The following is a 22,859-nucleotide window of genomic DNA, read 5'->3' as shown; positions in this document are numbered from 1 at the left end:
CGCGCTCTGCCGTGCCTGGCCCGAGACGGCGGCCGCGCCGTCCGCCGGGCCGCTGCCCGACGTGCCGGCGCTGCTGCTCGCCGGGGAGGCCGACCTGCGCACGCCGCGCGAGGACGCGGCCGCGGTCGCCGCGCAGCTGCCGCGCGGCCGCCTGCTGGCGGTGCCGCAGGTCGGGCACTCGGTGCTCTCGTGGGCGGACGACGACAGCTGCCAGGGCCGCGCCCTGCGCCGCTTCCTGCGCGGCGCCTCGGTGCGCGACTGCCCGCGGCCGACGGGCAGAACGCAGCTGCCGCCGACGAGACTCGCACCGGCCAGCTTCGACACGCTCGTGCCGGCCGCCGGCCTGCCGCCGAGAGTCGGCCGCACCGTCGCCGCGTTGCGCGAGACCTACGACGATCTCCAGGAGCGCTCGCTCGTCACGGTGATCCAGTTCATGGACAGCGACTGGGACATCGACGACCCGAGACAGCCGACGATCGGCTGGGGCGGGCTGCGCGGCGGCCGCGCGACCTTCGACAGCCGGGTCCACGCGCACGGCTACGAGGTCGTGCCCGGCGTACGCGTCACTGGCATCGGCCGTCAGCTTGCGGAGGACTCCATCGAATACACCTACACGCTGCGCGTCTGGGGCCCCGCGGCCGCGCGCGGGACCGTGCGGGTCGACGCGGAGCGCATCGTCGGCCGCCTCGGTGGCCGGGCCGTGCGCGTGACACTCCCGCGGGCCCGCGCCACGCCGAGCCGCGCGGCCGCGATCGCGGCCGCTGTCGAAACCGCTCGCTAGTGCGCGTGAGCCCCCGCGTAACCGTGCGGGCGCTGCTGAGCAAATCTCCACGCGTCGCCGACCATGTCGGTCAGCGACTTCGTCGGCGCCCAGCCCAGCTCGGCGCGGATCTTGCCGTTGGCGGCGACCAGTCTCGGCGGGTCGCCGGGGCGGCGGCCGGCTTCCACGGCCGGCACGTCGAGCCCGGTCACCGTTCTGACCGCCTCGATCACCTCGCGGACCGAGTAACCGTCACCGCTGCCGAGGTTGAAGATGCGGTGCTCGCTGGGGCGGGCGCCGTCGAGCGCCAGCACGTGTGCGCGCGCGAGGTCCTCGACGTGGATGTAGTCGCGCACGGCGGTGCCGTCCGGCGTCGGGTAGTCGGTGCCGAAGATCTTGACCGCGTCCTGCAGCCCCTGGGCGGCGCGCAGCACGTTCGGGATCAGATGCGTCTCGGGCTCGTGGTCCTCCCCGAGGCAGCCGCTGGCGCCGGCGACGTTGAAGTAGCGCAGCGAGACGGCGCCGAGCCCGTGCGCGCGGCACTCGTCGGAGATCATCCCGTCGACCGCGAGCTTTGACGCGCCGTAGGAGTTGACCGGTCTGGTCGGCGTCAGCTCGTCCATCGGGATCACCTCCGGCTCGCCGTAGACGGCGCAGGTGGAGGAGAAGACGAGCCGCTGGACGCCGGCGGAGCGCAGCGCGTCGAGCAGGTTCAGCGAGCCGACGACGTTGTTGCGGTAGTACAGCTCCGGTCTGGCGACCGACTCCGCCACGAGCGCGTACGCGGCGAAGTGGAGCGCGCCGTCGAAGCCCTCGGCGACGGCGTCGCGCAGCGCGTCGGCCTCGAGCAGGTCGAGCTCGATCAGGCGCGCGCCGTCGGGGACGGCGGCGCGATGGCCGCGCGCGAGGCTGTCGAGCACCACGACCTCGTGGCCGTCCGTGAGCAGCTGCTGAGCGACGATCGATCCGATGTATCCGGCGCCGCCGGTGACGAGAAGCTTCATGCCCGCTTTCTAACAGACGCGCCGCACGCTCCCTCGAGGGTCGCGGGTGGGCGGGGTCGGTTGGGGGTGGTGGGCGGGCTGCGATACCGCACTGGGTAGCATCCGCGGTTCGCGATGACGTCCCGCACCCGCATCCGCCGCGTGCTCGCGCTCGCCGTCGCGCTCCTGCTGCTCGGGAGCGCCGCCGCATCGGCCGACCGCGCGACCTTCGACAGAGTCTCCGACGCGTACGCCAACAACGCCGGCCAGCTCGACGCCTGCACCTTCTCGCAGGCCGACCTGGAGTCGGCGCTGGAGGGAATCCCGCCGGAGTTCGAAGGGGTCGTGCCGCAGCTCAGAGAGGCGATCGAGAGAGGGATCGAGGCGCACAGAGCTGGCGATTGCAGAGGGATCGAGCCGACCGGCGGGGTCACGACGACGCCGGGCACGGCGACGACGCCCGGCACGACGACGCCCGGCACGACGACGCCCGCGACGACGCCCACGACGACGACGGAGACCGGCGCGGTCGCGCCGCCGGTGACGACCCCTTCGGCGACCCCGCCGGCCGCGACTCCGCAGCAGGTCACGACGACGCCGGGCGTGCAGCCGCCGGCGACCAAGCGCGACACGAGATGGCTCGTCGCCGGTGCGATCGTGATCGGCGGGCTGCTGCTGCTGCTTCTGCTGCTGTGGGGCTGGGCGCGGCTGCGCGGCTGGGACTCCCAGTGGGCGGCCCGCGCACGGCACGCCTGGGGCGAGGCCGGCTACCGCGTCACGAGCACGTGGGCCGAGTTCACCGACTGGCTGCGGCTCGGCCGCTGACAGCCGTCCAGCCCGCACGATCTTTTTCACGCACAGAGCGGGGGAAGGGCCGGCTTCCGGCCGACGGGTCGGCTACGGTCCTGGACCAAGCCCAGCACACGCCCTGAGCCCGCTAAAATCTGTGGTTTCCAGGGATTTCGCTTTGCCGTCCGACTCGTTCGAGACGATTACAAACCCCCTTTGACAGGCCGAGCTCGAGGGGCGTTCGCGGAAACAGCGGGGAAACACACAAGGAGCACTCAGGCATGGCACAGGTCTCGCACACCCCCCCGGCAACGACGAATGGCACCCAACCCGGTGAGGCGTTGCGCGTCTCGCGCCGCTTCACGACCCCTGGCGTGCATCCGTTCGACGCGGTCGAGTGGGAGCTGCGCGACGCTCGCATCGGCCACGGCGACAAGATCTCGTTCGAACAGGTCGGCGTGGAGTTCCCGGCGACCTGGTCGCAGAACGCGACCAACATCGTCTCGCAGAAGTACTTCCGCGGCCAGCTCAACACCCCTGCTCGCGAGCGCTCCGTCAGACAGATGATCAGCCGCGTCGCCGGCACGATCGCCGACTGGGGCCGCCAGCGCGGTTACTTCGCCTCCGCCGAGGACGGCGACACGTTCGAGGCCGAGCTGACCCACATCCTGCTCCACCAGCTGGCGGCGTTCAACTCGCCGGTCTGGTTCAACGTCGGCTTCGAGGAGCAGCCGCAGTGCTCGGCCTGCTTCATCCTCAGCGTCGACGACACGATGGACTCGATCCTCGCCTGGAACACCAAGGAAGGCAACATCTTCCGCGGCGGCTCCGGCTCGGGCATCAACCTCTCCAACATCCGCGGCTCGATGGAGCCCCTGAGAAAGGGCGGCACCGCGTCCGGCCCGGTCTCCTTCATGCGCGGCGCCGACTCCTGGGCCGGCACGATCAAGTCGGGCGGCAAGACGCGCCGCGCCGCCAAGATGGTCGTGCTCGACGTCGACCACCCGGACATCCAGGAGTTCGTCTGGTGCAAGGCGAGGGAAGAGGACAAGGCCGAGGCGCTGCGAGACGCCGGCTTCGACATGTCGATCGACGGTGACGGCTTCACCTCGATCCAGTACCAGAACGCGAACAACTCCGTCCGCGTCTCGGACGAGTTCATGCACGCGGTCGAGCACGGCAGAGAGTGGAACCTGCTCGCCCGCACGACCGGCGAGTCGGTCAAGACGGTCGACGCGCGCGAGCTGATGCGCGAGATCGCCGAGGCCGCGTGGCGCTGCGCCGACCCGGGCGTCCAGTACGACACGACGATCAACCAGTGGCACACGAGCCCGGTCTCCGGCCGCATCAACGCGTCGAACCCGTGCTCGGAGTACATGCACGTCGACGACTCGGCCTGCAACCTCGCCTCGCTGAACCTGATGAAGTTCCGCCGCCCGGACGGCTCCTTCGACGTCGCGAGCTTCGAGCACGCCGTCGACGTCGTCTTCCTCGCGCAGGAGATCATCGTCGGCGCCTCCAGCTACCCGACCGAGGGCATCGGCAAGAACGCCAACGCCTTCCGCCAGCTCGGCCTCGGCTACGCCAACCTCGGCGCCTACCTGATGTCGAACGGCCTCCCGTACGACTCCGACGCCGGCCGCGGCATCAGCGCCGCGATCACGGCGCTGATGACCGGCCGCGCCTACCAGCGCTCCGCGGAGATCGCCGGCGCCGTCGGCACCTTCGAGCGCTACGAGGAGAACCGCGAGCCGCACAACGCCGTCATGCGGATGCACCGCGACGCGTCGTACGCGATCCCGGACGCCTCGTGCAAGGACGAGCCGCTGCTGAGCGCCGCACGCCGCGTCTGGGACGACGCCGTCGACCTCGGCGAGCAGAACGGCTACCGCAACGCGCAGGCGACGGTGCTCGCGCCGACCGGCACGATCTCGTTCCTGATGGACTGCGACACGACCGGCGTCGAGCCGGACTTCTCGCTCGTCAAGTTCAAGGAGCTGGTCGGCGGCGGCTCGATGACGATCGTCAACAGAACGATCCCGCTGGCGCTGAGAGAGCTCGGCTACTCCGACGACCAGATCGAGCAGATCGTCGCGTACATCAACGACAAGGGCTCGATCGTCGGCGCGCCCGGCCTCGCGGCCGAGCACCTGCCCGTCTTCGACGTCGCCGTCGGCGAGCGCGCGATCTCGCACATGGGCCACATCAAGATGATGGGCGCGGTCCAGCCGTTCATCTCGGGCGCGATCTCCAAGACGGTCAACCTGCCGCAGACGGCGACCGTCGAGGACATCGCCGACGCTTACATCCAGGCGTGGCGGCTCGGCGTCAAGGCGCTCGCGATCTACCGCGACGGCTCCAAGACGGCACAGGCGCTGCGCACCGACGCGCAGAAGGAAAAGGGCGCCGACGCCGCCGCGGGCGGCTTCACGCAGGCCGACGTCGACAAGGCCGTCGCCGACGCGATCGCCAAGGTCGCCAAGCCCGACGCCGCGCCCGCGCGCAGACGGATGCCGCGCGAGCGCCAGTCGCTGACGCACAAGTTCTCGCTCGCCGGGCACGAGGGCTACATCACGGCCGGGCTCTACCCGGACGGCTCGGTCGGGGAGATCTTCCTGACCGACATCGGCAAGGAGGGCTCGACCCTCCGCGGCATGATGAACTCGTTCGCGACGATGGTCTCGATCGCGCTCCAGTACGGCGTTCCGCTCGAGACGCTCGTGCAGAAGTTCAGCTACATGCGCTTCGAGCCGGAGGGCATGACGACCAATCCGGAGATCCCCTTCGCGAAGTCGATGCCGGACTACATCATGCGCTGGCTCGCCTCCCGCTTCCTCGACGAGGAGATCCAGGAGGAGCTGGGGATCCTGACCCCGGCCGTGCGCGCCCGCAAGACCGCGCAGGACACGGCGATGTCGGTCAACGGCGACACCTCCGGCCCGTCGCTGCCGTCGGCCTCCGCCGCGCCCGCGCCGGCCGCGCCGTCAGCCGGCGCGGGCGCGGTCCAGCCGGCCGCCGCCGCGTTCACCGAGACGCCGCCGGTCGTGCCGGCCCGCATGGGCAACTTCGGCCTCGACCTCGGCCCCGCCTGCGAGCAGTGCGGCGGCATGATGCAGCGCACGGGCTCCTGCTACACCTGCTCCAGCTGCGGCAACAACACCGGCTGCGGCTGATCGCCGGACACATCTGAGTTGTGCGTGAGGGCCGCCCGCAAGGGCGGCCCTCACTGCGTTCTACGCGCGTCGCGCGGGGCGACCTCGCGCCACCCCCGGAGGCGCCTCGGTGGTTTCCACGGACGCCGGTTGCGCGGCTGTCCCCGATGGAGCGGCGGCGGCGCGGGCGTACGGTCTGGACAGATCGAAGAACAGACCACGTGAACGTCCCGGGGGGACACCATGCCTCGCTCCGCACAGCTCTCAGCATCCGCCGCATCCGCCGCCGACAGCAGCCGCCACGCCTCCCGCTCGCGCGGCGGCGCCCGCCCGTCGGCACGTGCCGACAAACCCGCCGCCGCTGCCGTCCGCGAGGCCGGCCGCGAGGTCGCCGCCCGCTACACCTGGGCCGCCGCCCGCATCGCGCTCGGCAGCATCTTCCTGTGGGCCTTCCTCGACAAGTTCTTCGGGCTCGGCCACGAGACCGCGTCGGCCGACTCGGTTCTCAACGGCGGCAACCCGACCAAGGGCTTCCTCGCCAACGCCGTCGGGCCGTTCGACGGCATCTACCACGGGATCGCCGGCAACGTCGTCGTCAACGTCCTCTTCATGGGCGGCCTGCTGGCGCTCGGCGTCGCCCTGATCGGCGGCATCGCGATGCGCTTCGCCGCCGTCGCCGGCGCGCTGATGATGGTGCTGATGTGGAGCGCCTCGCTGCCGCCGGCCAACCACGTCTTCATGGACGACCACCTCGTCTACGCGATCGTGCTCGTCGGCCTCGCGCTCGTCAGCGCCGGCGACACCCTCGGCCTCGGCCGCCGCTGGTCGCAGCTGAAGCTGGTGCAGCGCCTCCCCTGGCTGCGCTGACGCTCCCCAAAAGCCCCAAAGCCCTGTCCCCGCCCCGACGCCCCGGCGACCCCGCCGGGGCGTCGGCACATGCGCTCAGCGAGCAGGGCTCCAGCGCCGGCGCCGCCTGCTCGACCGGCAGCGTCTGACGGTCAGCCGCGCCGGTCAGCGAGCGCCCAGCTCGCGGCGCCGCTGACCGCCGCGACCGTCAGCACCGACGGCCAGGCGCCGATTCTCTTCGCGAGCGGGTGCGAAGCGCCGAAGCCGGCGAGGTAGGTGGCGAGCAGCGCGGTCGCGACGGGCGCGCCGGCGCGGCGCGACCACTCGCGCGTGCACCAGGCACCGGCGACGCCGAGCACGGCGCCGCCGAGCGGCCGGACGCCGGTCTCGCGGGCGACGAGGTAGCCGCCGACGAGCGAGCCGGCGGCGACGGGAGCGGTGGGAAGGGCCATGGGCGCGATCGTATCGCCGTGCGCCGCGCGGCCCGGGCCCTACGGCAGCTGCAGCACGCCGTCGGCGACCTCGCGCGCGACGTCGACGACGCGGCGGCGAGTGGCACGGGCGTGCGTGCGCAGGCGCTCGAACGCGGTCAGCGCGTCGACCCCGTGGCGCTCCATCAGGATCCCCTTCGCGCGCTCGATCACGGCGCGGCGCTCCAGCGCCCCTTCCAGCTGCTCGACCTTCGTCTCCAGCCGCTCCAGCTCTGCGTAGCGGCGCAGCGCCAGCTCGATCGCGCTCTGGACGGCGTCGGGCGTCTCGGGCCGGGCGTAGGCGTCGATGCCGCGGTCGGCGGCGCGCGCGACGAACTCCGGGTCCTCCCTCAACGTCAGCACGATGACGGGGCCGGAGGCGTAGGCGGCGATCTCCTCGATCAGCGCGAGCGCGTGGTCGTCGTCCTCGTGCAGGACGACCATCGAGGCGTCCGGATCCTCGCCGACGACCTTTGCCGCGACCTCCGAGACCTTGATCGCGTACGCGGCGACCGTATGACCGAGATCACGCAACGTGGCGCTGAGACGCTCCAGCGCCGCGCGGTCCTCGTCGGCGACGAGAATTCGCAGCCCGCTGGCCATCATCTGCTCACCATGTCCCGTCATGGCGGGTATCATCCAGGCCACACACCGGCGCTCTGCGCTGGTGCCACTGATGCGCCCCAGACCCCTGGCGCTCGAAGCTGCAGCCGAAGGGGCCGCGACGGTGATCACGAACGACGACGAGCTCGAGAGAGATGGGCGCACGCATCGCAGCTCGGCAGCTTACAGACGGCGTCCTGACGCTGAGCGCCAGCAGATGGTCGAAAAGCACCTCGGCCTCGCTCGGCATCTCGCCCGCCGTTACGCCGACAGCGGGGAGCCGCTCGACGACCTCGTGCAGGTCGCCTCGATCGGCCTGCTGAAGGCGGTCGACCGCTTCGACCCCGAGCGCGGCGTCAACTTCAGCTCCTACGCGGTCCCGACGATCCTCGGCGAGCTGCGCCGCCATTTCCGCGACCGCGGCTGGGCGATCCACGTCCCGCGCGACCTGAAGGAGGCGTCGCTGCGCGTCGACAAGGCGCTCAGAGCGCACGTCGGCAGAGCGCCGACGCCGGCTGAGCTGGCGCGCGCCACCGGCCTCGACGTCGAGGCCGTGCTGGAGGCGCTGGAGGTCTCCGGAGCCCACCGCGCGCTGTCGCTCGACGCGCCCGCGCGCGGCGGCGGCGAGGACGAACAGGCGACGATGGCCGACCGCCTCGGCGGCAACGACGCGGAGCTCGCCCGCGCGCGCGACCGCGCGACGCTGGAGCAGCTGGCGCGCGCGCTCGAACCGCGTGAGAGAGAGATCCTGCGGCTGCGCTTCGAGGAGGACCTGACGCAGTCAGAGATCGGCGAGCGAATCGGCGTCTCGCAGATGCACGTCTCGCGGCTGATCCGCACGGCGCTGATGCGGATGCGGCTGGAGTCGCAGGCGAACCCGACGCGCGGCTGAGCGAGCGGGGCGGGCGCACGCCCGCACCCGCGGCGCGCCCGTCCCCACCGGTCAGACCCTTTTAGAGATGCTTGATGTGACGTTGAGCACGAGTTGGGTGAGGGGGGCGAATATCTCTCGCATGCAAGAGACCGCCATCACGATCGTCGCCGCGCTCGTCATATCGCTCGCGGCGGCCACATACGCGCTCATGATCTGGGCGTCCGCGCACCGCTCCTGAGGCCCGCCGGCCCCCTGTCGCGCCCCGCTATCTTCGAATGCGACGACATTTCGAAGAGGAACGGTGACGACATGGCGAGCAGGGTGACCAAGAGCGACGCCGAGTGGCGCGAGCAGCTCAGCCCGGAGCAGTACACCGTGCTGCGCCAGAAGGGCACGGAGCGGCCCTTCACCGGCGAGTACGTCGACGCGAGACAGGACGGCACCTACCGCTGCGCGGGCTGCGGTGCCGAGCTGTTCGCCTCCGAGACGAAGTACGACTCGGGTTCGGGCTGGCCGAGCTTCCACTCCCCCGCCGACGACGACGCGGTCGCCGTCGAGCGTGACACCAGCCATTTCATGGTGCGCACCGAGGTGGTCTGCAACAGATGCGGCGGCCACCTCGGCCACGTCTTCGACGACGGCCCGGCGCCGACCGGCCTGCGCTACTGCATCAACTCGGCCGCGCTGCAGCTCGACCCCGACGACCAGTAGCCCCGAGGGCGGCCCTTCAAAGGCCGCCCTCTCCTTTTGCTAAAGTAGTTAGCAACGCTAACTAGCCACGCTAACCATCTGCGATGGCCACGCCCGAGACACCACGCACTCCACCTCCGACACCCGACCCCGAACTGGCCAGCCGACTGCGGCTGGTGGTCGTCCGCACAGCGCGACGGCTGCGGCAGGAGTCCGGCGGGGTCGGGCCGGAGCTCTCCCCGACGCTGACGGCGGCGCTCGCGACGATCGACCGCTGCGGCCCGCTGACACCGAGCGCGCTCGCCGAGGCGGAGCGCATCCAGCGCCCGACGGCGACGCGGATCGTCGCGAGACTGGAGCAGCACGGGCTGGTCTCGCGCGCCTCCGACCCCGACGACGGGCGCGTCTCGCTGGTCGAGATCACCCGCGAGGGACGGGCGCTGATGAAGCGGATCCGCTCGCGCAAGAACGAGTACCTCGCCAAGCGGCTGCGCACGCTGACGCCGCAGGAGCGGGAGACGCTGACCGCGGCCGCGGAGCTGCTGGAGCGGCTGCTGGAGGACCCGGCGGCGACGGCGAGTCAGAAGGCCGCCGCGGTGCCGCGGTGAGCAGCGCGCTGCGCCGCTCCTTCAGCTCGCTGCGGATCCCCAACTACCGCCGCTACTTCACCGGCCAGATCGTCTCCGTCAGCGGCACCTGGGTGCAGACGGTCGCCGAGACGTGGCTGGTGCTGCAGCTGACCCACAGCGGCTTCGCCGTCGGCGTCGCCGCCGCGCTGCAGTTCGCGCCGATGCTGCTCGCCGGCGCCTGGGGCGGCGCCGTCGCCGACCGCCTGCCGAAGCGCCGCCTGCTGATCGTCACGCAGGTCGCGATGGCGATCCCGGCGCTGCTGCTGTTCGCGCTCACCGCCGGCGGCGCGATCACGCTGTGGATGCTCTACCTGCTGATCTTCGCGCGCGGCCTCGTGCTGGCGATCGACAACCCGGCGCGGCAGTCGTTCCTGGTCGAGCTGGTCGGCTCCGACGGCGTCCTCAACGCCGTCAGCCTCAACAGCGCGCTGATCAACTCGGCGCGCATCATCGGCCCGGCGATCGCCGGCGTGCTGATCACGACCGTCGGCGTCGCGCCCTGCTTCGCCGTCAACGCCGTCTCCTTCCTCGCGATGATCGTCGCGCTGCGCGGCATGGACCGCTCGGCGCTGCTGCCGGCGCCGGTCGCCGAGCGCGCGCCCGGCCAGGTGCGCAGCGCGCTGCGCTACGTGCGCGCCACGCCGGAGCTGTGGATCCCGCTGGGGCTGACGGCCGTCGTCGGCACCTTCACGTTCAACTTCCAGATCCTGCTGCCGCTGATGGCCTCGTTCACCTTCCATGGCGAGGCCGGCGTCTACGCGACGCTGACGACGGCGATGGGCGTCGGCGCGATCGTCGGCGCGATCGCCAACGGCTCCCGCGCCCGTGTGCGCCCGTCGCTGCTGGTCGCCGCCTCGCTCGCCTTCGGCGCGCTGATGCTGGCGCTGTCGGCGGCGCCGAGCGAAGTGCTGGCGGCGATCGTGCTGGTCCCGGTCGGCGCCGCCAGCGTCGCCTTCTCGGCGAGCGTCAACTCGGCGCTCCAGCTCGCCGTCGCGCCCGCGATGCGCGGGCGCGTGATGGCGCTCTACTCGGTCGTCTTCCTCGGCTCGACGCCGATCGGCGCGCCGCTGATGGGCTGGCTGGCGAACGCGGCCGGACCGCGCGCCGCGTTCGCGCTCGGCGGCGTCGTCGCGCTGGCGGCCGGCCTCGGCGCCCGCGCCGCCTTCGCGCGCAACGGCATCGAGGCGCGGACGCCGATAACGCGCGTCGGCGGCGTCACCGCCTGAGTCAGCTCCACCACCCGGGCAGGATCTCGCCATCGCCCTCGTGACGGGCGCCGACGGCGAGCAGCTCCATGCCGTCGTCGCCGGCCTCGAAGCAGCGCGCGACCGGAGGCGCGACGCGCAGCGCGTCGTGCGCGACCAGCTCGCGCACCTCCTCGTCGAGCTTCACGCGGCCGCTGCCGGAGAGCACGACGTAGACCTCCTCAGCCTGCTCGTGCCGGTGGCCGAACGACTGCCGTCTGCCCGGCCGCAGTCGGTGGAAGCTGACGCCGGTGCGCTGCGCCTCGAGGTCGCCGGTGGCGAAGCGGGCCTCGCCCATCTCGCCGAAGCCGTGCGCTGCCGCGCTGTCCTCGACGGACTCCAGATTGACGTGGGTGTAGGTCGTTTCGGGGCTCATGCTGTCACCGTACGGGTCCCCGGCGTCCAGGTCTTGGAAGAACGCGACAACGAACCCGCTACGTTGGGCTTTATCCCTTACGTAGCCCTGCCTGACAGAATTCTCACGTAGATGCCCGCCGATCCGTCAGATCGCCGCCAGGTCGGCGATCGCCTCCCCACCGAGCGCACCCCGCCGAGCGACCCCAGAACGCCGCCGCGCCCGCCCGGCTGGAGAGTGACGCCGGCGCCCGACGGACGCGGCACACAGCAGAGAGCCAGAGGGGGCGGCTACAGAGGTCCCCGCATGCCCGGCGGGCGCTGGGGGATCCTCGCCTTCGTCGTCGTGCTGCTCGGCCTCAACTGGTGGATCTCCTCGCGCGCGCTGTCGCCGGGCGAGCGGGTGCAGGTGCCGTACAACCCGCAGTTCCTGCAAGAGGTCAGAGACGGCAACGTCAGAGAGATCTCCTCGACCGGCGCCTCGATTCAGGGTGACTTCAAGAGAGACGTCACCTACCCCGCCAGAGACGACAAGGACTCCGTCACCTCGACGAAGTTCTCGACCGAGGTGCCGGCGTTCGCGAACACCGACGCGCTGTCGGACCTGCTGGAGGAGAACGACGTCGTCATCAACGCCAAGCCGCCGGACTCGGGGCCGTCGCTGTTCGTCTCGATCCTGCTCGGCTTCGGCCCGGTGCTGCTGATCATCCTGCTGTTCGTGATGCTGTCGCGGCGGATGGCCGGCGCCGGCGGGGGGATGATGTCGTTCGGGCGCTCCAGAGCGCGCCGCGCCGAGGACGGCGACGTGCGCGTCACCTTCAGAGACGTCGCCGGCATCGACGAGGCCGAGAACGAGCTGCACGAGATCGTCGACTTCCTCAAGAACCCGCAGAAGTACCAGAGACTGGGCGGCAAGATCCCGAAGGGCGTGCTGCTGAGCGGCCAGCCCGGCACCGGCAAGACGCTGTTGGCGCGCGCCGTCGCCGGTGAGGCCGGCGTGCCGTTCTTCTCGATGTCGGCGTCGGAGTTCGTCGAGATGATCGTCGGCGTCGGCGCATCCCGCGTGCGAGACCTCTTCAGACAGGCGAAGGAAGCGGCGCCCGCGATCATCTTCATCGACGAGCTCGACGCGATCGGCCGCGCGCGCGGCGGCGGCCGCGGCTCCTTCGGCGGCAACGACGAGCGCGAGCAGACGCTCAACCAGATCCTCACCGAGATGGACGGCTTCGAGCCGTCGACCGCCGTGATCGTGATCGCGGCGACCAACCGGCCCGAGATCCTCGACCAGGCGCTGCTGCGCCCCGGCCGCTTCGACCGCCGCGTCACCGTCGCCGCACCGGACCGCGTCGGCCGCCTGAAGATCCTCAAGGTGCACACGCGCTCGGTCCCGCTCGCCGACGACATCGACCTCGACGCGATCGCCTCGACGACCCCCGGCATGGTCGGCGCCGACCTCGCCAACCTCGTCAACGAGGGCGCGCTGCTGGCCGCCCGCCGCGGCCACACGACCGTCAACGGCGCCGACTTCGCCGACGCGCTGGAGAAGGTCGTGCTCGGCGCCGAGCGCAAGGTGATGATGAGCGACGACGACCGTCGCCGCACCGCCTACCACGAGGCCGGCCACGCCGTCGTCGGCATGCTCACCGCCGGCGCCGACCCGGTCCGCAAGGTCTCGATCATCCCGCGCGGCCAGGCGCTCGGCGTCACCTTCTCCTCGCCCGACGCCGACAAGTACAACTACGACGAGCGCTACCTCGTCGGCAAGATCAAGGTCGCGCTCGGCGGGCGCGTCGCCGAGGAGGTCGTCTTCGGCGACCTCACGACCGGCGCCGAGTCCGACATCCAGCAGCTGACCGGGATCGCGCGCCAGATGGTCGGCCGCTGGGGCATGAGCCCCGCGATCGGCCCGATCGCCGTGCTCGCCTCCGAGGGCAACGGGATGCTGCTGCCGGGCGTCCAGGAGACGTCGGAGTCGACGCAGCGCCTGGTCGACGAGGAGGTGCGGCGGATCGTCGACGGCGCCCACGCCGACGTCACGCGGCTGCTGCGCGAGTACCGCGCCAACCTCGACTCGCTCGTCGCCGAGCTGCTCGAGCGCGAGACGCTCGACGAGGCCGACGCCTACAGAGCGGCCGGCCTCTCCGACAGACGGCCCGAGCGCAGAGAGCTGCCGCCGGGCGAGAGAGTCCTCAGAGACGCCTCGGCCTCCAACGGCAACGGCCTGCCGGAGAACCTCGAGCGGCCGGAGCTGCCGTCGTGATCGACGCCCGCCCCGGCGAGCTGACGGGGGAGCAGGGCCAGGTGACCTACGAGCTGGCCGCGTACAGCACGCGCGTCTGGGCCTTCCTGATCGACCTGCTGCCGTTCGTCGCGCTCGGCCTGCTGATCGCGATCGGCGTCTCGGTCGGCGAGGGCAGCACCGACAGCGACGATGCGAGAGAGCTGACGAGAACGCTCGCGCTCGCGCTCGGGATCCCGCTGACGCTGCTGTACGCGCCGCTGCTGCTGATCCGCAGAGGGGCGCGCAACGGACAGACGCTCGGCAAGCAGGCGATGAGAATCCGCGTCGTGCGCGAGAGCGGCGAACCGGTCACGCTCGGCAACGCGCTGATGCGCGAGGTCGTCGGTCGTCAGCTGCTGATCGCCTTCACCTACGGCGTCTACGCCGTCATCGACTACGCGTGGCCGCTGTGGGACAGATCGAGACAGGCGCTGCACGACAAGGTCGCGCAGACGCGCGTCGTGCTGGCGGAGCCGGTCCGCAACAGCGCGGCCGGCACCTTCACGACCGGCCTCGACGCGCACGCGCCTCAGCCGCCGCTGGAGCCCGTCGAGCCGGCCGAGCCCGCTCAGCCGGCGACCGGCTCGACCGCACCGCCGCCCGCGCCGGCCGACGACGCTCCCGTGCGCGACGGCTGGCTGCCGCCGCGCGCCTCCTCCTGAGCGCCGCCGGCCGCGGTCGCGGGCCCGCCGGCCGCCGGCCCGTCGGGGCCGGCGCGCAGGTAGGTCGTGAGGAAGACGAGCGCGACGACGCCGATGAACAGCAGCGTCGGACCGGAGTCGTTGAAGAGCGAGCCGGAGATCGACGCGCCGAGGCCGCCGAGCAGCGCCGCGCGCCAGACCGGGTCGGTCTCGACGCCGCCGTAGATCCGCCTGCGGTGCTTGACGGCGTAGGTGACCGCGAGCACGCACAGCAGCACCAGCAGCGGGCCGTAGCCGCTGCGGAGGATGTTCCACGCCAGCTCGTAGCGGCGTTGGAAGGTGTCGACCTGGTCTGACAGCGAGCCGTTCAGGACCGTGCGCGTGAAGTGGCCGTCGCCGCTGGTGACGAGATCGACGGCGGCCAGCGCCGCGAGGCCGGCGACCGGCGTCAGCAGCGCGAGCCCCAGCGCCTTGCGCGTGATCCCGCCGGGCAGCATCAACAGCGTCGCGACGGCCGCGCCGCCCGCGACGGTGAAGATCCCGCCGACGTCGGCGCCGAGCCGGCCGGAGCCCATCACGAGCGCCAGCACGCAGCCGCCGAGCGCGAACGCGAGCGCGCCGCCGCGCGTCCGCTCGCGCCGCCGCAGCCAGGCGGCGATCGCGATCAGCAGCATCACCGTCAGGACGATCTCCAGCTCGTTGCCGAGGCCGTAGAAGCGCGAGCCCGAGCGCGGGCTGGGACCGAGCAGCGAGCGGATGATGAGGTGCGAGTGGTTGGCGAGGTCGACCGCGTAGGCGATCAGGCCGACGGTGCACGGGATCGCGGGGCCGCGCGGCCAGCGCACGAAGCGGTCGGTCAGCAGCGCGAGCGCGAACGAGCCGCCGGCGATCGTGAACAGCTCCGCCTGGCGCGAGGGCGCCAGCGCCGCCGCCGCCAGCACCATCGTCGGCAGCCACATCATCGCCAGCCCGCCGAGCCGCAGCGCGAAGCGGACGCCGCTGCGGTCGCGCACGATCCCGGCGAGCAGGACGATCGCCAGCCATGCGAAGAGGAAGGTCTGCAGCGCCGGCATGCGGCGCGCGGCGATCACGCTGAGACGCTCGTCGAGCGCGTTGATCGCGGCCGCGTCGCGCTCGCCGGAGAGGCGGATCGGCTGGCCGCGGACGCCGTCGGGGACCGCGACGCCGAGGTGGTCGAGGATCGTCGGCAGCAGGTCGATTCCGGCCGCGACGCCGTCGAGGTGGGTCGTCGCGGAGGTGAAGCTGCCGCCGGAGCCGTTTCTGAGGCCGATGATGCCGGTCCACAGCAGCTGCGGGCCGCGGAACGGCGGCGGCGCCTGCTCGGCGATCAGCAGCTCGTCCGGGGCGCGCTCGGCGATCAGCTTGTCGAGCTCCCCGTCGCCGACGTTGCCGGGCGGCAGCAGCGTCACGACGAAGCGGTGCGATCTCAGCATCTCGCGCGTGCGCGCCGCGACCGTCAGCGGCGTCCCGATCGAGACCGACGGGATCGCGCCGTCTCTGTCGGCGGCCGCGACCGCCTCGAGGTTGGGGTTCTCGGTGATCCCGACGAAGCCGACGCCGCCCGGGATCGAGCTGGCGAGCAGGCCGGGCGTGATGTCGGCCGGCGCCGTCTCGGCGCGCTGCACCGCCGCCAGCCAGTTGACGATCAGGCCGCTGTCCTCGTCGCCGCGGATGAAGCGCAGGTCGGGCGGGTCCTTCGGCGTGTAGGTGCTCTTCGACGTGCGTGTGCCGGCCGTGATGTCGAGCAGCGCCTGCGTCTGGCTGTAGCCCGACTGGGTCGCGCTGAGCGCGCCGAGCGCCAGCTGCGGATGGCCGGCGAGGTAGCCGAGCACCTCCGGCAGGCCGGCGGCGTCGGCCGGCGGGTCGCTGTCGGGCAGCGGCTCGACGCCGGCGGGGGTGTCGGGCGAGAGCGGCATCAGCGCCAGCACCGCGCTCGACTCCGCGCCGGCGCGAGCCGGCAGCGCGGCGGCGAGGCACGCGATGCTGGCGACGACGGTCAGGAGCAGGAGCGCGCGCAGGCGGAGACGGCTCGCGCGGGCGGGGGACTGCATCGTCAGAAAGGGTAATGGTCGTCGGTCGGCGGCAGCCGCAGCGTGAAGGTGGCGCCGTGCGCGGCGGGCCCTGAGGGACCGTCGCCGTCGCGTGCGGCCACGTCCTCCTCCAGCACCAGCGACCCGCCCATCCGCTCGGCCAGCTCGCGGCCGATCGCGAGGCCGAGCCCGAAGCCGGCGCCGGCGACGCCGCTGCCGCGGGCGAAGCGCTGGAAGACCTGTTCGCGCTCGTGCGCGGGCACGCCGGGGCCGGCGTCGCTGACGCTCAGCTCGGCGGCGCCGCCGTCGGGCGCCGGCGGCCGCACGCGCACGTGCACCGGCTCGCCGGGCGGGCTGGCGCGGACGGCGTTGTCGAAGAGGATCCGCAGGATCTGCGCGACGGCGCCCGGGTCGCCGCTCGCCCACACCGGCTCGCCGGGCTCGTCGAGCTGTGGGACGGTCCGCCCCTCGCCGGTCGGAGCGCCCAGCTCGAACTCGGCGATCACGGCGCGCGACAGCTCGTTCAGCTCGACCGGCTCGCTGCGCAGCGCGACCTCGGCGTCGATCCGGCTGAGGTCGAGCAGGTCGGCGGCGAGGCGGCCGAGCCGGCGTGCCTGCGCCAGCGCCCGCGCGACCTGCTCGCGCGCCTGCTCGGAGCTGACCTCGCCGTGCTCCAGCTCCTCGTCGAGCAGCTCCAGCATCCCGCGCAGCGAGGCGACCGGCGTGCGCAGCTCGTGCGAGGCGGTCGCGACGAAGGCGCGCCGCGCCTCCTCCTGCTGGTGCAGCCGCTCCTGCATCCGCGCGAAGGCGCGCGTGAGGTCGCCAACCTCGTCGCGGTTGCGATCGGCCGGCACCTCCTCGACGGGGCCATGCTCGGCCAGCCGCACGGTCGCGTCACGCAGGCGGCGCAGCCGCCGCACGAGCGTCGCGGCGAAGCCGAGCCCCAGCAGCAGCGCGATCACGAGCCCGCTCAGCGCGGCGGTCAGGAAGGCGCGCCGCACGACCGCGACCGCGTCGCGGATCTCGCTGACCTGCTTGCGCGCCGCCAGCACGTAGCGCTGGCCGTCGATCCGCACCGGCAGCGCGACGCGCACGACCTCGTCGCCCTCGAAGGTGCCGGCGCTGCCGATCACTCTGCCCTGCTCCAGCGCCTTCGCGACGTCGTCGAACGGGTCGGCGGCGGCGGTCGCGGCGTCGGTCGTGCTGAGCCGCAGCGCGTGCGCGGCATCGAGCACGTAGACCTCGGAGGCGCCGCTGGTGCGGGTCAGCGCGAGGCCGATCTGCTGGAGCGCGTTCGATCTGATCGCCAGCTGCCGGGTGCTGAGCGCGGCGAAGGCGTCTCTGGTCTCGTGCGCCTTCTGCACGAGCGCGTCCAGCTCGGCCTTCTCCAGCCGCCGTTCGAGCGGTCCCAGCAACCCCATCGCGGCGACCGCGAGCGTCACCGCCGCGGTCAGCACGAGCGCGCCGACGATGCGCCCGCGGAGGCCCAGCGCACCGATGTTCACGAGCTCCGCGACCTCCTGGTCAGCCGGCCTGCAGCCGGTAGCCCGCGCCGCGCACGGTGACGATGTGGCGCGGGTGGTCGGGCTCCGGTTCGAGCTTCTCGCGCAGGTGGCGCACGTGCACGTCGATCGCGCGCGGGTCGCGGTAGGCGCTGTCGCCCCAGATCGCGCGCAGCAGCTCCTGGCGGTTGCGCAGCCGGCCGGGATCGGCCATCAGCGCGTCGAGCAGCTCGAACTCGGAGAAGGTGACGTGCACGGGATCGCCGTTCATGCGCACCTCGCGGCGCGCTTTGTCGAGCTGGATCGGCCCGACCGTGACGACGTCGGCGGCGCCGCCGCCGGCGGCCGGCGGCTGCGCGCGGGCGCGGCGCAGGACGGCGCGGATGCGGCTGCGCAGCTCCGCCAGCCCGAACGGCTTGGTGACGTAGTCGTCGGCGCCGGCCTCCAGCCCGAGCACCGCGTCGGCCTCGCTGTCGAGCGCCGTCAGCATGATGATCGGCACGACGTTGTGCCGCGCGCGCAGCGTGCGGCAGACCTCGTACCCGTCCGGTCCCGGTCCGAGCGCGACGTCGAGCAGCACGACGTCGAACGGCTCGTTGGAGGCGCGCTCGATCGCGGCGCGGCCGTCGGAAACGGCCTGCACGCGATGGCCTTCGCGCGAGAACGAGCGCATCAGCAGGTCGCGCAGATCTGACTCGTCGTCGACGACGAGGATCGTCAGCGACGTGTCGGGGCCGTCGTGCCACGGCGCCGACCCGTTGCCTGTGCCGGGCGGTGTCTCCTGCATCGGTCTGTCGATGCTAGATGATCGCGCGCGTGCGGTCGCGGGCACGCCATGTTCCGCTGATTGATCGACTATTGTCGGCGCCTTCATGCGCGCACTTCTCAGAAGAATCCAAGGAATCGAGCCCAAGCTCGAAGTCGGGGATCTGTTCCCGCCGCTCGAGAGCGAGCTCGTCGGCTATGAGCACCTGTTCGCGGGCAAGGTTCTCAACGCCGGTGCCGGGCATCGCGACATCTCGCACGTGATCCCCGGCACGCTCACCAACCAGGACATCGAGACCGGGCTGCACAACGAGAACATCCACGTCTTCTCGCCGCTGCACGAGATCCCGTTCGACGACGGTCACTTCGACGCGATCATCTGCAACGCGGTGCTGGAGCACGTCGAGAACCCGCACGAGGTCGTCGCGGAGTTCCACCGCGTCCTGCGCCCCGGCGGCGTGCTCTACCTCTGCGTGCCGTTCATGCAGCCCGAGCACCTCGACCCGACCGACTTCCAGCGCTACACCAGCGACGGCCTCGCGACGCTCGCGCGCGTCCACGGCTTCGAGGTCAGAGAGGTCACCGGCGTCCACTCCGTCTACTCGACGCTCGGCTGGATCTTCATCGAGTGGCTGCGCCCGTTCCCCGGTTGGAAGGGCCGGCTGCTGCGCTGGCTGACCTACCCGGTGATCAAGCGCAAGGCGCTCACCAGCACCAACCACGTGCACTCGCTCGCCTCGTCGTACCGCATGGTCGCGGTCCGGCAGAAGTGATCTAGCGCGACCGCCACGTCCGCGGTCGCCACCAGCGGCGCCGGCGGCGTTCGATCACCTCGCGGGTCTGCCCCGCGCACATCTCGATCGACGCGTTGCCGGCGTGCTCGGCCTCGATCGCGGCGACCAGCTCCAGGGCGGTCTTGGCGCCGCCCTCGCGCGATGGCGCTCTCGCGCGGGCCCGACGGGGCGCGTTGCCGCTAGCGCAGCGCGTTCGGCGGCACGGGCGCGGCGATCGACTCAGCGCCGATCAGCGTGTGGCGGCCGTTCGCCTCGTCGTCGCCGCTGCGCGGGACGGGAACCCCGACGCGACCGGCCGCGCCGACGGCCCACAGCAGCGATATCCAGGTGATCGTCGCGAGCGTGACGTGGACCCAGACGAAGTCGGCCGGCAGCTTGAGCGCGTACTGGACGCTGCCGACGAGCCCCTGCGCGGCCATCAGCACGCCGCTCAGCGTCAGCGCCTCGACGAGCTGGGCGTTGGTCGTCAGCCGCCGTGCCATGAACCAGGCGGTGATCACCGAGAGGCCGAGCACGGTCGCGGTCACGCCGTGGCGGTGGATCAGCCAGACGAGCGTCTCGGCGCCCTTGAAGTCGAGCCGGTGGACCAGCTCGCCGTCGTTGTCGCCCGGGTGCGGGCCGGCGGCCGTCGCGAGCGAACCCAGCGCGATCACGACGGCGCCGAGCACGGCGGCGGCGCGGACGAGGTAGACGGTCCAGCGGTCCTCGGTGCGCGGCCGTTCGGCATCGTCCTCGTAGCGCGCCCGCCAGATCAGCCAGACGACGGCGATCAGGATCACCATCGAGAGCAGGAAGTGGGCCATCACGAAGCCGGGCGCGAGGTGGTTCTTGACCGTGAAGCCGCCGAGGACTCCCTGCGCCAGGCAGCCGAGTGGCAGCAGCCCCGAGATCAGGAAGAGGTCGCGGCGGAACGGCCGGCGGCGCCAGGCGGCGAACCAGACGAACAGCGAGATGAAGCCGATCGCGGCCGAGAAGAGGCGGTTGCCGTACTCGACGAAGGTGTTGAAGCCGAGCGGCGGGACCGCTCTGCCGTGGCACTGCGGCCAGTCCGGGCAGCCGAGGCCGGAGCCGGTCAGCCGCACCGCCGCGCCGGTCAGCACGACGGCGGTGAGGAAGAAGAGCGCGACCCAGGTGAGCTTGCGGTAGCGCTCAGCCGTGAAGGTGGGCAGACGGTCCGACACGACCCCTAAGGATGACGCACCGCGCGGATCGGCGCGATGACGGTCGTGGAGCGAGCGCCGCCCGCCCCCGGCGGCCTTCTCGGTACCTTTCATGCGTGATGTCGCCGAAACGAGCAGTCGCGGCCGTCGCGGTGGACAACGTCTCCAAGACGTTCCGCGTGCCGACAGAGCGCGTCCATACGCTCAAGGAGACCGCCCTCCACCCCTTCCGCCGCTCGACGTACGACGAGTTCGTCGCGCTCAAGGACATCTCGTTCGACGTCGGGCACGGCGAGTTCCTCGGGATCGTCGGCCGCAACGGCTCGGGCAAGAGCACGCTGCTGAAGTGCATGGCCGGCATCTACCGCGTCGACACGGGTGGGATCTACGTCGACGGCCGCCTGTCGGCCTTCATCGAGCTGGGCGTCGGCTTCAACCCCGACCTGCCGGCGCGCGACAACGTGCTGATCAACGGCACGATGCTCGGCCTCTCTCCGCGCGAAGCGCGCCGCCGCTACGACAGCGTGATCGACTTCGCCGAGCTGCGCGAGTTCGAGCACCTGAAGGTCAAGAACTACTCCTCGGGCATGCTCGTGCGGCTCGCCTTCGCCGTGATGATCCACGTCGACGCGGAGATCCTGCTCGTCGACGAGGTGCTGGCGGTCGGCGACGCCGCCTTCCAGCAGAAGTGCTTCGACGAGTTCTACCGGCTGCGCGACGAGAACCGCACGGTGATCCTCGTGACGCACGACATGGGCGCCGTCGAGCGCTTCTGCGACAGCGCGGTGCTGTTCGAGAAGGGCGACATGGTCAGCCAGGGCGACTCGCACCGGATCGGCGTCGAGTACCTCGAGCTGAACTTCGGCCGCGCGCCCGCGATCGTCGCCGCGGAGGCGGCCGACGGCAGCGACGCGCAGCGCTCCGGGATCGGCGGCGCCGAGATCGTCGAGGCGTGGTTCGAGGACCAGCACGGCGCGAGAGCGTCGAACCTGGAGCTGGAGCGCGACTGCAGATTCGCCGCGCGCATCCGCTTCACCGCGGCGGTCGACCACCCCGTCTTCGGCGTGACGCTGGAGAACGCCGCCCACGACAACGTCTTCACCGCCTCGACGCAGTGGCAGGAAGCCGAGACCGGCCACTTCGCCGCCGGTGAGGAGGCGGTCTTCCGCGTGCAGTTCACCAACGTGCTCGCGCCCGGCCGCTACGACGCGACGCCGTCGGTCTCCCAGCGCGGCAGCGGCACGGCCGTGATGGACCGTCGCGAGCGCTTCATCTCGACGGTCGTCTCCGGCACCCACGCCTCCGGCGCCCTGCTGGAGCTGCCCTACGCCTCCGCCGTCGAGCGCAGCGCGGCGCAGCCGGCCGCCGAGGTCGAGTCATGAGCGTCGAGACCCCGGCGACGCCGGAGCCGATCGCCGCGCGTGAGCCGCTGGAGCGCGGCGCGAAGATCCCCGGCCCGGTCGCGATAGGCGTCGACGCGAAGCGCTTCTTCAACCTCACGCGCACGCTCGCGGTGACCGAGTTCAAGCTGCGCTTCTTCGGCTCCGCGCTCGGCTATCTGTGGCAGCTGATGCGGCCGCTGCTGCTGTTCGGCGTCCTCTACGTCGTCTTCACGCAGGTGCTCAAGTTCGAGAGCGACTCGGAGTTCTATCCCGTCGCGCTGCTCAGCGGCGTCGTCATCTTCACCTTCCTGTCGGAGTGCACGACGACCGCCGTCACGAGCCTCGTCGACCGCGAGCCGCTCGTCCGCAAGGTGCAGTTCCCGCGCCTGGTGATCCCGCTGTCGGTCGTCGCAACCGGCCTGATGAACCTGGCGCTGAACACCGTCGTGGTCGTCGTCTTCCTGCTGATCTCCGGCGGCAGCGTGCTGCTGACGTGGCTGGAGATCCCCATCATCCTGGTGCTGCTGGCGCTCTTCTCCGCCGCGATCTCGACGCTGCTGTCCGCCCTGTACGTGCGCTACCGCGACGTCAGACCGGTGTGGGACGTGCTGCTGCAGATGATGTTCTACGGGACGCCGATCTTCTACACGATCGACGTCATCAACAACACGACGATCGAGCGCCTGATGCTGGTCAACCCGCTCGCGGCGCTGATCCAGCAGTTCCGTCACGCGGTGATCGACCACAGCCATCCCAGCATCGTCGAGGCCGGCGGCGGCTGGCTGTTCGTGCTCGCGCCGGCCGGTGTCCTGACCCTGCTGGTCGTCGTCGGCTACCGCTACTTCAACCGCGAAGCGCCGCGGATCGCGGAAGACCTCTGAGCAGCGCG

General features: G+C 71.8%; 21 protein-coding genes. 13 read left to right on the top strand and 8 right to left on the bottom strand.

From position 1 onward, the window contains the following. On the top strand, positions 1-781 hold a 781-nt coding region (locus tag R7226_RS05035), incomplete at its 5' end, for an alpha/beta hydrolase (protein ID WP_318595946.1). On the opposite strand, the gene galE is transcribed toward R7226_RS05035, so the two are convergent. Continuing rightward, positions 778-1,764 (bottom strand): UDP-glucose 4-epimerase GalE, encoded by a 987-nt coding sequence (gene galE, locus R7226_RS05030; protein WP_318595945.1) that lies wholly within the window; start codon positions 1,762-1,764, stop codon positions 778-780. The two genes, R7226_RS05035 and galE, sit on opposite strands and share 4 nt — an antisense overlap. A gap of 114 nt (positions 1,765-1,878) precedes the next feature. Between galE and R7226_RS05025 the strand changes: the two genes are divergently transcribed. From R7226_RS05025 to R7226_RS05015, 3 genes are all read left to right on the top strand, one after another. Further along, positions 1,879-2,568, top strand: a complete 690-nt coding sequence (locus R7226_RS05025) for a hypothetical protein (protein ID WP_318595944.1) — start codon at positions 1,879-1,881, stop codon at positions 2,566-2,568. Positions 2,569-2,813: 245 nt separating this feature from the next. After that, the gene (locus R7226_RS05020) at positions 2,814-5,705 is read left to right on the top strand and encodes a vitamin B12-dependent ribonucleotide reductase (protein WP_318595943.1); all 2,892 of its coding nucleotides are present in this window, start codon (positions 2,814-2,816) and stop codon (positions 5,703-5,705) included. Positions 5,706-5,927: 222 nt separating this feature from the next. After that, positions 5,928-6,551 (top strand): DoxX family membrane protein, encoded by a 624-nt coding sequence (locus R7226_RS05015; RefSeq protein ID WP_318595942.1) that lies wholly within the window; start codon positions 5,928-5,930, stop codon positions 6,549-6,551. Between the two features lie 131 nt (positions 6,552-6,682). Here R7226_RS05015 and R7226_RS05010 read toward each other — a convergent pair whose 3' ends face one another. Both R7226_RS05010 and R7226_RS05005 read right to left on the bottom strand, forming a co-directional pair. Continuing rightward, positions 6,683-6,982 carry a hypothetical protein gene (locus tag R7226_RS05010; RefSeq protein WP_318595941.1) on the bottom strand — a complete coding sequence of 100 codons (300 nt, stop codon included), beginning with the start codon at positions 6,980-6,982 and terminating at the stop codon, positions 6,683-6,685. Positions 6,983-7,021: 39 nt separating this feature from the next. Beyond that, positions 7,022-7,627: an ANTAR domain-containing response regulator gene (locus R7226_RS05005; protein WP_318595940.1), complete on the bottom strand. Its 606-nt coding sequence runs from the start codon at positions 7,625-7,627 to the stop codon at positions 7,022-7,024. 49 nt (positions 7,628-7,676) lie between these two features. Between R7226_RS05005 and R7226_RS05000 the strand changes: the two genes are divergently transcribed. The 4 genes from R7226_RS05000 to R7226_RS04985 all read left to right on the top strand — a co-directional run bounded on the left by R7226_RS05000 (position 7,677) and on the right by R7226_RS04985 (position 11,022). Next, entirely contained in the window at positions 7,677-8,495 is an 819-nt protein-coding gene (locus tag R7226_RS05000; protein WP_318595939.1) for a SigB/SigF/SigG family RNA polymerase sigma factor, read from the top strand. A gap of 291 nt (positions 8,496-8,786) precedes the next feature. Next, positions 8,787-9,188: a peptide-methionine (R)-S-oxide reductase MsrB gene (gene msrB, locus R7226_RS04995; protein WP_318595938.1), complete on the top strand. Its 402-nt coding sequence runs from the start codon at positions 8,787-8,789 to the stop codon at positions 9,186-9,188. 155 nt (positions 9,189-9,343) lie between these two features. Further along, positions 9,344-9,775, top strand: coding sequence for a MarR family winged helix-turn-helix transcriptional regulator (locus R7226_RS04990; protein WP_318595937.1), 432 nt, complete (start codon positions 9,344-9,346; stop codon positions 9,773-9,775). Then, positions 9,772-11,022: an MFS transporter gene (locus R7226_RS04985; RefSeq protein WP_318595936.1), complete on the top strand. Its 1,251-nt coding sequence runs from the start codon at positions 9,772-9,774 to the stop codon at positions 11,020-11,022. Before R7226_RS04990 ends, R7226_RS04985 begins: the two co-directional genes overlap by 4 nt. 1 nt (position 11,023) lies before the next feature. Here R7226_RS04985 and R7226_RS04980 read toward each other — a convergent pair whose 3' ends face one another. Then, positions 11,024-11,416, bottom strand: coding sequence for a cupin domain-containing protein (locus tag R7226_RS04980; protein WP_318595935.1), 393 nt, complete (start codon positions 11,414-11,416; stop codon positions 11,024-11,026). Positions 11,417-11,527: 111 nt separating this feature from the next. Between R7226_RS04980 and ftsH the strand changes: the two genes are divergently transcribed. Both ftsH and R7226_RS04970 read left to right on the top strand, forming a co-directional pair. Next, positions 11,528-13,654 (top strand): ATP-dependent zinc metalloprotease FtsH, encoded by a 2,127-nt coding sequence (ftsH, locus tag R7226_RS04975; RefSeq protein WP_318595934.1) that lies wholly within the window; start codon positions 11,528-11,530, stop codon positions 13,652-13,654. Further along, complete coding sequence (locus R7226_RS04970; RefSeq protein ID WP_318595933.1) at positions 13,651-14,337, top strand: RDD family protein; 687 nt, start codon at positions 13,651-13,653, stop codon at positions 14,335-14,337. The genes ftsH and R7226_RS04970 overlap by 4 nt, the downstream gene beginning before the upstream one ends. Here the strand turns inward: R7226_RS04970 and R7226_RS04965 are convergent. From R7226_RS04965 to R7226_RS04955, 3 genes are read right to left on the bottom strand one after another with little or no spacing between them, the layout of a single operon-like run. After that, positions 14,244-16,388 (bottom strand): hypothetical protein, encoded by a 2,145-nt coding sequence (locus R7226_RS04965; protein WP_318595932.1) that lies wholly within the window; start codon positions 16,386-16,388, stop codon positions 14,244-14,246. The two genes, R7226_RS04970 and R7226_RS04965, sit on opposite strands and share 94 nt — an antisense overlap. Positions 16,389-16,390: 2 nt before the next feature. Then, the gene (locus R7226_RS04960; RefSeq protein WP_318595931.1) at positions 16,391-17,872 is read right to left on the bottom strand and encodes a HAMP domain-containing sensor histidine kinase; all 1,482 of its coding nucleotides are present in this window, start codon (positions 17,870-17,872) and stop codon (positions 16,391-16,393) included. A 19-nt stretch (positions 17,873-17,891) separates the two neighbouring features. Further along, on the bottom strand, positions 17,892-18,656 hold the full coding sequence (locus R7226_RS04955) for a response regulator transcription factor (protein WP_318595930.1): 765 nt from the start codon (positions 18,654-18,656) through the stop codon (positions 17,892-17,894). An 85-nt stretch (positions 18,657-18,741) separates the two neighbouring features. On the opposite strand from R7226_RS04955, the gene R7226_RS04950 reads away from it, so the two are divergent. Further along, complete coding sequence (locus tag R7226_RS04950; RefSeq protein WP_318595929.1) at positions 18,742-19,407, top strand: class I SAM-dependent methyltransferase; 666 nt, start codon at positions 18,742-18,744, stop codon at positions 19,405-19,407. Positions 19,408-19,607: 200 nt separating this feature from the next. Here the strand turns inward: R7226_RS04950 and R7226_RS04945 are convergent, their stop codons facing one another. Then, complete coding sequence (locus tag R7226_RS04945; RefSeq protein WP_318595928.1) at positions 19,608-20,609, bottom strand: COX15/CtaA family protein; 1,002 nt, start codon at positions 20,607-20,609, stop codon at positions 19,608-19,610. 98 nt (positions 20,610-20,707) lie between these two features. On the opposite strand from R7226_RS04945, the gene R7226_RS04940 reads away from it, so the two are divergent. Both R7226_RS04940 and R7226_RS04935 read left to right on the top strand, forming a co-directional pair. After that, positions 20,708-21,970, top strand: coding sequence for an ABC transporter ATP-binding protein (locus R7226_RS04940; protein ID WP_318595927.1), 1,263 nt, complete (start codon positions 20,708-20,710; stop codon positions 21,968-21,970). Further along, complete coding sequence (locus R7226_RS04935; protein ID WP_318595926.1) at positions 21,967-22,851, top strand: ABC transporter permease; 885 nt, start codon at positions 21,967-21,969, stop codon at positions 22,849-22,851. The genes R7226_RS04940 and R7226_RS04935 overlap by 4 nt, the downstream gene beginning before the upstream one ends. Positions 22,852-22,859 lie beyond the last annotated feature (8 nt).

This window comes from Conexibacter stalactiti (assembly GCF_033542075.1).
GTDB lineage: Bacteria > Actinomycetota > Thermoleophilia > Solirubrobacterales > Solirubrobacteraceae > Conexibacter > Conexibacter stalactiti.
The sequence above is the reverse complement of the archived record's forward strand: the minus strand, read 5'-3'. Positions and strand labels throughout refer to the sequence as shown.